Source organism: Psychrobacter aquaticus CMS 56, from assembly GCF_000471625.1.
GTDB lineage: Bacteria > Pseudomonadota > Gammaproteobacteria > Pseudomonadales > Moraxellaceae > Psychrobacter > Psychrobacter aquaticus.
In genome coordinates this window covers 1-11,970 of the sequence record NZ_AUSW01000027.1, presented here as the reverse complement: position 1 = coordinate 11,970, position 11,970 = coordinate 1, and the positions used below count along the sequence as shown (strand labels likewise).

Genomic DNA, 11,970 nt, shown 5'->3' with positions numbered 1-11,970 from the left:
TACAGCCGCTATATAAACTATAGCTTATAGCAATTTTTGATTTTTTAAATTCTTATAACCGTGTTCTATGTTTAACCACAGGATTCAGTCATGCGCCAATTAAGTACTCAAGATGCCGATTTTGACAGTCAATTGACCCAATTGCTTGCTTTTGAAACCGTCAATGATGCCGATTTATTAAAGACCGTTGACGATATCATTGCGCAAGTGCGTCATGATGGTGATAGCGCAGTACTGGCGTTGACCCAGCATTTTGATCAGCATCCAGCATCGACGATACAAGAGCTAGAGCTTTCTCAAGAGTCACTTGCTGAAGCGTTTGCCAATCTTGATGATAAAATAAAAACAGCATTGACCACGGCAGCGACGCGTGTGCAGACTTTTCATGAACGTCAAATACAAGAGACGTGGCAGTATGAAGATGAGCTGGGCAATCGCTTGGGTCAAAAAGTCACGCCGCTTGATCGCGTGGGTATTTATGTGCCGGGCGGCCTTGCCTCGTATCCTTCTTCTGTGCTGATGAATGCCATTCCAGCCAAAGTAGCTGGCGTCGCTGAGGTCATCATGGTCGTGCCAGCCCCAAATGGCGTACTAAATCCTTTGGTATTGGCAGCGGCGCATTTGGCGCAAGTTGATCGCGTTTTTACCATTGGCGGCGCACAGGCTGTGGCAGCATTGGCTTATGGGACGGAAACGATTCCAGCAGTAGACAAAATCACAGGACCCGGTAATAAATACGTCGCGGCGGCCAAACGTGCAGTATTTGGACAAGTTGGTATCGATATGATAGCTGGTCCTTCAGAAGTGCTGGTATATGCAGAGGGCGAGGCGCAAGATCGCGCTGACTGGCTAGCAATGGATTTGTTGTCACAAGCAGAGCATGACCGCATCGCGCAGGCCATCTTTGTCACGACAAGTAGCGAGCAATTAGCAGCAGTCGCTACTGAGATAGAAAAAGCATTGGCAGAATTGCCAAAAGCGGATATCGCTCGTGATTCGCTAAAAAATCGTGGCGCGCTTGTTTTAGTGAAAGACAGAGCAGAGGGCATGGCACTTATCAACCGAATTGCGCCTGAGCATTTGGAGTTGTCTGTTGATGACCCTGACGCGCTGCTTGCGGATATTCGTCACGCTGGCGCTATCTTTATGGGTCGTCATACACCAGAAGCGATTGGCGACTACTGTGCAGGGCCGAATCATGTACTACCGACATCCGGTACTGCCCGTTTTTCTTCGCCGCTAGGGGTTTATGACTTCCAGAAGAAGTCATCCATTATTTATTGTAGTGAAGCTGGCAGTAAGCCGTTGGCAGAAACGGCAGATATTTTAGCGCAACGTGAGGATCTAGAAGCTCATGCGCGTTCGGCTCGTTACCGTTACCAGTAATATGTTTTGGTACTTTTAAAAACCACCTTAAAAATTACTTTTGGAATTTATTGTTAATAGCCTTTATGGCTAATAGTAGGATAATTTATGAGTGAGTTAAAAACAGATACCAGACTTTGGTCATCTAAAGCACGCAATTTGTCACCTTATGTCCCTGGTGAACAGCCGCAACATGACAATTTATGCAAATTAAATACCAACGAAAACCCATTTCCGCCCTCACCAAAAGTAGGGGAAGCCATCGCTAAAATTTTGGAGCAGCAGGCGGATGACTTGCGTTTGTATCCAGCGCCTGAGTCTGATGATTTACGTGCCGCATTGGCGCAACTGTACGATCTTGATGTTAACCAAGTATTCGTGGGTAATGGCTCGGATGAAGTGTTGGCACTGGTGTTCGCTAGCTTCTTTATGAAAGAGCGCCCGGTATTAGCGCCTGATATTAGTTATAGCTTTTATCCAGTATATGCACAGACATTTGGTGTAGAGCTGGTACAAATAGCATTAGAAGAAGATTTCAGTATCGACCCCGATACATATCGCCAGCCTTGTAGCGGTATTATTATTGCCAATCCCAATGCGCCGACTGGTTTATTATTATCGCTTGCCGATATTCGTAAACTGGCTAGTGAGCATTCGAACGCAGTGGTTGTGATTGATGAGGCTTATATCGATTTTGCTCATATAAAAGATGGCAATTCAGACGCTCAGGTCTCAGCAGTGAGCTTGATCAATGACTGCGATAATATTCTAGTGACGCAGACCTTTTCAAAGTCACGTTCGCTTGCTGGATTACGTGTTGGTATGGCTTTTGGCAACCCGTCGCTGATTGAAGCACTAACGCGTATGAAAAACAGTTTTAATAGCTATCCCTTAGATAAATTGGCACAAGTGGGTGCGACTGCCAGTGTGTTAGATATCGATTATTTTGAGAAAACCCGTCAGCAAGTGATTGATTTGCGTCAATCTTTAACAGCGGAGCTGACTGTATTGGATTATGAGGTGCTGCCATCACACGCAAACTTCGTGTTTGTCCGTCCTAAAGATGGCAATGCGAGTGCGGTCGCCAGTGCATTGCGTGAGCAGGGTATTATCGTTCGTCATTTTGATAAGCCGCGTATTGCAGACTACCTACGTATTACGGTTGGTACGGCAGAGCAAAATCAGCGTTTGATTGATGCTTTAAAAGAGCTACATATAGATACTGGCGTTACAGCTGGTTAATGACTTGCTTGCTATGTCTATATCGATTGATGTTACTAATGAGTGTTAAAGACAAGCCTGCTAACGTAATGTTAAGCAGGCTTTGTTTTTGATTATTTCTTAAGACAATACTTAATTTTATTTGCTCAGGTTATCTTGGGCAAGTACTGACAGTAGGTTGCCCACCTTATCTAAGCACTCTTGATATTCAGCATCGCAATCAGAAGCGACAGTAATACCGCCACCAGCCCATAAATTGATGTATCTGCCTTTATCTAACTCATTGTCTGGTGAGATGCTGGCTTGCAGCGTGCGAATCAGCACATTCCATTGACCACTACCATCAAAATTCATATAACCCATGGTGCCGCAGTAAGCACCGCGCGGGCCTGTTTCTAGTTCAGAAATAATTTCAACTGCCCGCTTTTTGGGTGTACCAGTGATAGAGCCGGCAGGTAGACTACCAAATAATACCGTCAGTGGATGGGTATCTGTCTTTAGCTCAGCGCTGATCGTACTAACCATATGATGGACATTGCTAAAACTTTCGATCGCAAATAATTTTGGTACTTTCACGCTACCTATCTTGGCATATTTACCCAAGTCATTACGCAGTAAATCGACAATCATGACGTTTTCGGCACGATCTTTTTCACTATTTATCAGTTGTTGCTTATAGATATGGTCTTGTTCAGCCGTTGCACCGCGCGGCATCGTTCCTTTGATTGGCTTGGTGTGGATGTAGTGGCTGCCAGTCTGATTGTCTTTATTAAACGTAAAAAACAATTCTGGAGAGCAGCTTAGTAATTCAAAATGGCTTTGTTGTTCAGTCATTTTATTTGGTTTAGTAGTACAGTCTTGCCTATTGATATGGGTTTTATCGCCCATATATTTGGTGCTCAAATACCCTGCAAATGGCGCATGGGTATTACGATGCAGACTGGGTAAGTAATCAATGAGAGAGGAGAGGGGTTCACCGCGTTTGTCTTTATGGGGAAGGCAGCCATACCACTCTTGAGTCAAATTGATTTGATAACAGTCACCTTGCTCTAGATAGTTTTGGGTTTGATTAAAGGCTTGCTGGTAATGATGCTTATGCCATCGCGCTGTTAGTATTAAAGGAGTCGGCTTTAATAATGTTTCAAACTCCGCCTGATTAAGATGTTTATCAGACTAATTTTTTTTCTAAAGCATCTAAATAGGAGATAAGCGTTGTCACGAGTGCGTTTTTTTTATTGTCAGTCTCATCAAATGTATTATGGGTTTCGTTCACAGTTAATGTCCAAGCAGAGTCACTATATTCATCAGCGGGTGTCAGATAAATATCATAATGTCCCAGTACGGCACAAGGCTGCGTTGCCAGTTTAATGTCGGCAGCTGGACTTAGGTCGCGTGCGGACATGTCATAACCGATAAAACCTACTAAGCCATGATGGTAGCTTGGTTTGTCATTTGCGTTATTCGATGGTTTTGAATCATTGCTATGCTTGTCATAGGTTTGACTATAAGTAATTAACTCGTGCTGCCATGCCACATAGCTCATATGGGTGGTGGTGATGGCGTTGTGCTTAGTATTATGAGAAAGACAAGCATCACGGCAATGTTTGATGACTTTATAAGGCGTTGATGATTCATTAGACAGTGTGTGATTGGTAGGATAAACCGACCAGCTGGTTTTAGGCAGCAAACCAATCACTGGTCTGCCATCATTATTGAGCCAAACCAGTTGCCAGTTCGCCTCAGTATCTTGCGCTGCTAGATGCTTTTGTAATTGTGGCATCAATGCTGCCGCAGACAAGTCACCAAAACGCCAGCTAGGTTTGGTAGCTGGCGAGATGGCAGAAGCTGTCTGCTCCGTTGTATTATGATGTGCTGCAAGCATATGCTAAGCGTCAAATTTTTTGATAATTAGGGTAGCGTTAGTACCACCAAAGCCAAAGCTGTTGCTCATTAGCGTTTCAAGCTTGGCTTCACGCATTTGAGTGACGATATCAAAGCCTTCAGCGGCAGGATCTAATTCTTCAACATTAATGCTTGGGGCAATAAAACCTTCTTTTAGCATCAATAAGCAATAAATCAGCTCTTGCGCACCGACCGCACCCAAGCTATGGCCTGTCATAGATTTGGTCGAGCTGATAGCGGGTACTTTACTGACATCATCACCAAATACTTTTGCAATGGCTTTAAGCTCAGTCATATCACCTAGTGGCGTACTAGTGCCATGGCTATTGATGTAATCAACGCTCTCCAAGCCCGCTTCAGCCAATGCTTGTTGCATACAACGTACAGCACCTTCACCACTTGGAGCGACCATTTCTGCGCCATCAGAGCTGGCACCATAACCGACGATTTCGGCTAAAATATTGGCGCCACGTGCTTGGGCATGCTCTAAACTTTCAACGACAACCATAGCACCACCAGCTGCAATCACAAAACCATCACGATTCTTGTCATAAGCTCTTGATGCCAGTGTTGGCGTGTCATTATATTGAGTGCTAACCGCACCCATGGCATCAAACATGCAAGACTGTGTCCAATGCTCAGATTCACTACCGCCAGCCAGCACCACGTCGGCTTTGCCTAGCTGAATTAACTCAGCAGCATGACCGATACAATGGGTTGACGTTGCGCAAGCAGAAGCGAGAGAGTAAGAAACCCCTTGGATTTTTAGACCTGTTGCCAGTGCTGCTGATACCGAGCTGCCCATGGTTTTTGGCACCGCCATGGCGCCGACACCGCGAAGGCCTTTTTCGCGCATGGCATCCACAGCATTAACGATATTTTCTGTCGATGCACCGCCCGAGCTCGCTACTAAGCCCACACGTGGATTACTATTAATAGTCTCAAGGGATAAACCTGAGTGTTCAATCGCGTTTAGTGCGCTAACATAAGCATAGAGACTGGCATCACTAAAAAACCGCTTCAATTTACGATCGATACCGCTGGTATCAAGCAGTGATTGATCGATACTGCCACTAACGTGTGACTTAAACTCATGCTCAGCATAAGAGTCATTGAACGTAATACCAGACTTTCCTTCTTTAAGAGCAGTAGTGACCGTGGCTAAATCATGTCCGATACAAGAGACAATCCCTGCTCCAGTGATAACGACGCGACGCATATTCTATTCCTTATGAGTAACGATTTGCAGCTATTGACATGCAATAATCGTTGTAAATCTATATATGAGGTTTAACTATTAATTAATTTGAGCATTATAGTGAAAAAATAGTCTATGTAGATAACGATAGCATGAATTAAAGTAACTACAGTATATTAAAGACGATATCAATTCAGTGTACAATTATGCTCTAACTTACGGCACATGATAACGTATCAAGCGTTGAAAATCTTTGGACAAGTGTAAAATAATGGCGAGATAGCTTCTATGGCTACAAGGTAATGAGAAAGTGAGTGGCTATGAAGCCCTTTTATTCAAGCAGTTGCTTTGCTATTTATGAAAAACAATGTGGGTGAACTAAAGGCTATGGTTAAGTTAGACAAAAATTAAGTTATACTTTTAGATACAAAATTTGTGATAGCGATAACATTGTTCGCACTGACATCAACCACAGTGGTTCGCTAGAATGACATAGTCAGTATTTTTATATAATAAAACAAAATTAAACTTCTTCTTTATTAAAGGATATTCCGATGGCAAAGCGTAGCACTCTCTCTAAAAGCATCAATACTGTAGGATCTTTTACGCGTAATAACTTAGAGCGTATGGGCGCTTTGATCGATGGTATGAATGCTAAAACCAGCAAGCCGCGTCAATATAAAGCGGTTAATTTGGGCGATGAAGACTATCAGCAAGATTTATTTCGGGAGCAAACGTTGAAGGCGACTCAGCAGTTGCTGGGGCCACGTTTTGCAACTTATGGTAAATATGCCAAAAAGGTAGTACCAAACAGTTTTTTCCAATCGACAGTCGATGGGGCTTTCGCTCAAGTAGCCAAACTTGCGTCTAATTGGAGTCAAATTGATTTGCCTAATGAGCATCGGTTTGCCAGTGTCGCAAGCTTAGATGACGAAGAGCGTTATGCATTAGCTACCGATATCGCCAATCAAAACCGCGCATTGGCGACGATGGGCGGTTTGACTGGTCTGGCTGGGCTTCCAGGTATGCTGGCTGACACATTGTGGGTATTGTTGGTATCATTAAGAACTATTTATCAGTTGGGTGCTGTATACAATAAGCCACTGACAGGTAAACAAGGTATCAAAATGGCTTATGAGCTGCTCTCAAATGCTGACCTAAGCAAAATGCAAGAGAAGCAAGCTTTACTTGCAGGTATCGGTATCGGCAAAGGTCTACTAGATAATGCTCAAAGCAACGGTTTACATAGTGAGCTTAAAAACTTAGGCCTGAAAAATAAAAACGTTAATTTTTATGCTGAGCAAATTGATAGTATTGCCAGTCAAGTTGGCATCGATTTGGATCAAATCAATTTGTCATGGGTGCGTCGTTTCTTACCAGCCACCGCCGTCATCATTGGTATGCGCTATAACAGTCAATTGATTGATGAAGTGATTGGTGTGGCTCAAGCAACTTTTGCGCCAGAGGCAAAACTTGCCAACCGTGCTATCACAGATGATAGTAGTAATGAAGCAGAGGTCAAAAAACCTACTGATAGTAATGAGCAGGAAAGTAGTGAGAAGCAGGAAGGTAACCAGACAAAAGACACCATAAACAAAGACACTAAGCAAGAAAACGATAAGCAAAAGAGTAAGGCAGATGAATCATCCGATGACACATCAGCTCAGGTAGATAAAGTCACCGACAAGCCAAGCAAGTAAACAGAATCTGCACGTCTATTTTTATATGGTCTTCTTTTAACCAAACTAGCAAAGTTGGAATCAGCTAGTTAACTATCTCTAAGATTGGCGATACTATCTTATCTCTCTTGAAATCTAAGATAGTATCGCCATCTAGTGCTCATAAATTGCTATTTTTTAATACTCAATGCTTTACCTAAATTGTAAATGCACCTGCTTTTAAAGCCATGTTTAATAACCCGTTTTTGCAGTTAGTTTTTAATTAAAAACAGAGAAAATGGTATCGAAATAGGTTGACTGCATATCTAGCAAATATTGTAAAGCACAACTACTCATAAGTGGTTGAAATAGCTGCAACAACTCTTTATAATACACTGTCCTAAAAATGGGTGCGCCAAAATCTGTCACTAACGTCAGATAGATGGTGTAATACTCCATTTTTTTGTTTTATACCAAACGGGAGAAGGATGCCTTATGGCAACAACTAACCAATTGATTCGTAAAGGCCGCAAAACCATCAAGGAAAAGTCAAAAGTTCCTGCGTTGGAAGCGTGCCCACAGCGTCGCGGTGTATGTACTCGTGTATATACTACCACGCCAAAAAAACCTAACTCAGCCATGCGTAAAGTATGTCGTGTACGTTTGACTTCAGGCTATGAAGTATCAAGCTACATTGGCGGCGAAGGTCATAACCTACAAGAGCACAGTGTTGTTCTTATCCGCGGTGGTCGTGTAAAAGATCTACCAGGTGTACGTTATCACACGGTTCGCGGTGCACTAGATTGCGCAGGCGTTAAAGACCGTAAGCAAGGTCGCTCTAAGTACGGTGCTAAGAAGCCTAAAGTTTAATAGCTAAACGTTATTAACTAAAGTTTTTTGCACTATCCAATAACTGTGCATGGGTTTGGTGTCAGCGGTAATATGATTGGTATATCAGTAATTTTATATCGATCAGCTACTTTTAAAACATACCACCATGCAGTAAGGCTAACTGACAACTCGTAACTATGTCTTATTGACAAGTATGATGTTGTGAATGTTAGACACTCCTGAAGATAAGGAAATTTATTATGCCAAGACGTCGCGTCGTTGCTACCCGTGAGATCCTACCGGATCCTAAGTTTGGTAGCCAAACTGTTGCAAAATTCATCAACCATGTAATGAGTCATGGTAAAAAATCTACTGCTGAGCGTATCGTTTACGGTGCACTTGAAACAGTAAGTGAAAAGCGCAAGATCGAAGATCCAGTATCTTTCTTCGAAGAAGTACTTGAAAATGTACGCCCAATGGTAGAAGTAAAAGCTCGCCGCGTCGGCGGTGCAACCTACCAAGTACCAATGGAAGTACGCCCCTCCCGTCGTACTGCCTTGGCTATGCGTTGGTTAGCAGAAGCTGCTGCTAAGCGTTCTGAGAAATCAATGGCTTTGCGTTTGGCAGGCGAATTGAATGATGCTGCTGATGGCAAAGGCGCTGCTATGAAAAAGCGTGACGAAGTTCATCGCATGGCAGATGCTAACAAAGCATTCTCTCATTACCGTTTTTAAGCTACTGTTGAATAGTAGCTTTAGATTATTGGCTCACGTCAACTAATCTTAGATTGTTATTTATTCTATTGATTACCGCCATCATTAATCATGTTGTTAGTAGGGTTTATCCACTAGTAACTGAGATGGCGGATATCTATCTAGATGCCTTTCTAAAAATATATTTTTTAGCATAGAGCGTCCCAAATTTGATACCGCAATATTCTTAGTATTTGCTCTTTTTTTGTCCATATTAGGCTCAATAATCAGTAAGTAATATTACGAAGCTGACAGCTTTGTCATAGAGTATGAGGTAGAGACACAATACATTATTATATACACGACTTTTCCTAGGAAAACACTATGGCTCGTAAAACTCCCCTAAACCGCTATCGTAATATTGGTATCTCAGCGCATATCGATGCTGGTAAGACAACCACTACTGAGCGTGTTTTATTCTATACCGGTGTTAGTCACAAGATTGGCGAAGTACATGATGGCGCAGCTACCATGGACTGGATGGAACAAGAACAAGAGCGCGGTATTACTATTACCTCAGCGGCAACAACTTGTTTTTGGTCAGGTATGGGAAAACAGTTTGACGAACACCGCATCAATATTATTGACACCCCTGGTCACGTTGATTTCACGATCGAAGTTGAACGTTCTATGCGTGTACTTGATGGCGCTTGCATGGTTTACTGTGCAGTAGGCGGCGTTCAGCCACAGTCTGAGACCGTATGGCGTCAGGCGAACAAATATAAAGTGCCACGTCTTGCATTTGTAAATAAAATGGATCGTGTTGGTGCTGATTTCTATCGCGTTATTGAGCAAATCAAAACCCGTCTTGGTGGTAAGCCAGTACCATTGGTTATCCCAATTGGCAAAGAAGATGACTTTGAAGGTGTTGTTGATCTAGTAACCATGAAAGCTATTTATTGGGATGAAGCGTCTCAAGGCATGGAATATGATGAACGTGACATCCCAACTGAACTACAAGAAAAAGCGGAAGAGTATCGCGAATATCTTGTAGAAAGCGCTGCTGAAGCAAACGAAGAGCTCATGAATGAGTATCTTGAAAGCGGCGAATTGTCTGTAGATCAGATTAACAGTGCCATTCGTCAGTTGACGATTGATAACGAAATCATTCCACTTCTTTGTGGTACTGCCTTTAAAAACAAGGGTGTACAAAAGATGCTGGATGCAGTTATTCAGTATCTTCCAGCGCCAATGGATGTACCTGCTATTAAAGGTATCCTTGATGACAAAGATGAAACTGAAGGCACCCGTGAAGCGTCAGATGAAGCACCATTTTCAGCTTTAGCATTCAAAATCATGAATGACAAGTTCGTTGGTAACTTAACCTTCGTTCGTGTTTATTCAGGTGTTCTAAAGCAAGGTAGCAGCGTTTATAACCCAGTTAAAATGAAGCGTGAGCGTGTTGGCCGTATTGTACAGATGATGGCGAACTCTCAAGAAGAGCTTGCAGAAATTCGTACTGGTGATATCGCAGCATTAGTTGGCATGAAAGATGTAACGACTGGTGATACGCTATGTGACGAAAGCAATGTTATCACGCTTGAGCGCATGGAATTCCCAGATCCAGTTATCAGCCTAGCGGTTGAACCTAAGACCAAAGCTGACCAAGAAAGAATGTCAATTGCTTTAGGTCGTTTGGCAAAAGAAGATCCGTCATTCCGTGTACATACAGATGAAGAGTCTGGTCAGACAATCATCAGCGGCATGGGTGAATTGCATTTAGAAATTCTAGTTGACCGTATGAAGCGTGAGTTTAACGTTGAAGCTAACATCGGTGCGCCGCAGGTTGCTTATCGTGAAACAATCCGTAGCACTGTTGAGCAAGAAGGCAAATTTGTACGTCAAACTGGTGGCCGTGGTAAATTTGGTCACGTTTGGTTACGCCTTGAGCCACTTGATCCAGCAGGCGACGTTGAATACGAATTTGCTGAAGAAGTTGTTGGTGGTACTGTACCTAAAGAATTCCATGGTGCGGTCGACAAAGGTATTCAAGAGCGCATGAAAAACGGCGTACTTGCTGGCTATCCTGTTGTTGGCGTTAAAGCAACACTTTATGATGGTTCTTACCATGACGTTGACTCTGATGAGCTATCATTTAAGATGGCAGGCTCTATGGCCTTCAGAAAAGGTTTCTTGGCAGCTGATCCAGCGTTACTTGAACCAATCATGAAAGTCGAAGTGGAAACACCTGAAGACTACATGGGCGATATCATGGGCGATCTTAACCGTCGTCGTGGTCTAGTACAGGGTATGGAAGACTTGCCTGGTGGTACTAAGCAGATTCGTGCTGAAGTACCGTTATCAGAAATGTTTGGTTATGCCACGCAAATGCGCTCAATGTCACAAGGCCGTGCTACTTATTCAATGGAATTCCAGAAATATGCGGAAATTCCAAAATCAGTTGCTGCTGAAATCATCTCTAAATTTAACTCTAAAGATGATGACGAATAAATAATAATCTATTAAATATGACAATATAGGACGTGTTTCTATGTTGTCAGTATAGAATGCACCAATAACTTGTTAAAATACTTGTTATTGGTCGCGATTTTCTTATAATATCTGCACATTATTATGTGCACACTTTTAACACTTATCTTAAGTGGTCAAGATTGTCTTAGTTATCGTATTGATACGAACTAAGCATTTGACCCCAAAAAAAGAGGAAATACCCATGGCAAAGGCCAAGTTTGAACGCAAAAAGCCACACGTCAACGTCGGCACCATCGGACACGTTGACCATGGTAAAACAACCCTTACCGCTGCAATCGCAACCGTAGCAGCAATCACCTCTGGTGGCGAAGCCAAAGACTACGCGTCTATTGACTCAGCCCCAGAAGAAAAAGCACGTGGCATCACCATCAACACCTCACACGTAGAATATGACACAGACGCACGTCATTATGCTCACGTAGATTGCCCAGGTCACGCCGATTATGTTAAAAACATGATCACTGGTGCCGCTCAAATGGACGGCGCAATCTTAGTCGTATCAGCCACTGACGGCCCAATGCCACAGACTCGTGAGCACATCCTGCTTTCG

At 43.0% G+C, this 11,970-nt stretch carries 9 protein-coding genes and 1 pseudogene; 7 read left to right on the top strand and 3 right to left on the bottom strand.

Annotation, left to right across the window (positions count from 1 at the left end; all coding sequences use genetic code 11):
- Window positions 1–90: 90 nt before the first annotated feature.
- Entirely contained in the window at window positions 91–1,386 is a 1,296-nt protein-coding gene (hisD, locus tag M917_RS07345) for a histidinol dehydrogenase (protein ID WP_021814170.1), read from the top strand.
- A gap of 87 nt (window positions 1,387–1,473) precedes the next feature.
- The gene (gene hisC / locus M917_RS07340) at window positions 1,474–2,607 is read left to right on the top strand and encodes a histidinol-phosphate transaminase (protein WP_021814169.1); all 1,134 of its coding nucleotides are present in this window, start codon (window positions 1,474–1,476) and stop codon (window positions 2,605–2,607) included.
- Window positions 2,608–2,724: 117 nt separating this feature from the next.
- On the opposite strand, the pseudogene M917_RS14005 reads toward hisC, so the two are convergent.
- The 3 genes and pseudogenes from M917_RS14005 to M917_RS07325 form a co-directional block, all read right to left on the bottom strand.
- Window positions 2,725–3,711, bottom strand: a pseudogene (locus tag M917_RS14005) (anthranilate synthase component I family protein); the annotation flags it as partial.
- Window positions 3,712–3,754: 43 nt separating this feature from the next.
- Window positions 3,755–4,468, bottom strand: a complete 714-nt coding sequence (locus tag M917_RS14000) for a hypothetical protein (RefSeq protein WP_021814167.1) — start codon at window positions 4,466–4,468, stop codon at window positions 3,755–3,757.
- Between the two features lie 3 nt (window positions 4,469–4,471).
- Window positions 4,472–5,707 carry a beta-ketoacyl-ACP synthase II gene (locus M917_RS07325; RefSeq protein WP_021814166.1) on the bottom strand — a complete coding sequence of 412 codons (1,236 nt, stop codon included), beginning with the start codon at window positions 5,705–5,707 and terminating at the stop codon, window positions 4,472–4,474.
- A 533-nt stretch (window positions 5,708–6,240) separates the two neighbouring features.
- Here M917_RS07325 and M917_RS07320 point away from each other — a divergent pair.
- The 5 genes from M917_RS07320 to M917_RS07295 form a co-directional block, all read left to right on the top strand.
- Complete coding sequence (locus tag M917_RS07320) at window positions 6,241–7,386, top strand: EcsC family protein (RefSeq protein WP_021814165.1); 1,146 nt, start codon at window positions 6,241–6,243, stop codon at window positions 7,384–7,386.
- 453 nt (window positions 7,387–7,839) lie between these two features.
- On the top strand, window positions 7,840–8,214 hold the full coding sequence (gene rpsL / locus M917_RS07310; protein ID WP_011281154.1) for a 30S ribosomal protein S12: 375 nt from the start codon (window positions 7,840–7,842) through the stop codon (window positions 8,212–8,214).
- Between the two features lie 221 nt (window positions 8,215–8,435).
- Window positions 8,436–8,909, top strand: a complete 474-nt coding sequence (rpsG, locus tag M917_RS07305) for a 30S ribosomal protein S7 (RefSeq protein WP_021814163.1) — start codon at window positions 8,436–8,438, stop codon at window positions 8,907–8,909.
- Window positions 8,910–9,251: 342 nt separating this feature from the next.
- Window positions 9,252–11,378, top strand: coding sequence for an elongation factor G (fusA, locus tag M917_RS07300; protein WP_021814162.1), 2,127 nt, complete (start codon window positions 9,252–9,254; stop codon window positions 11,376–11,378).
- Window positions 11,379–11,601: 223 nt separating this feature from the next.
- Window positions 11,602–11,970 (top strand): GTP-binding protein (locus M917_RS07295; RefSeq protein ID WP_040642290.1); only part of this gene is annotated, 369 nt, incomplete at its 3' end.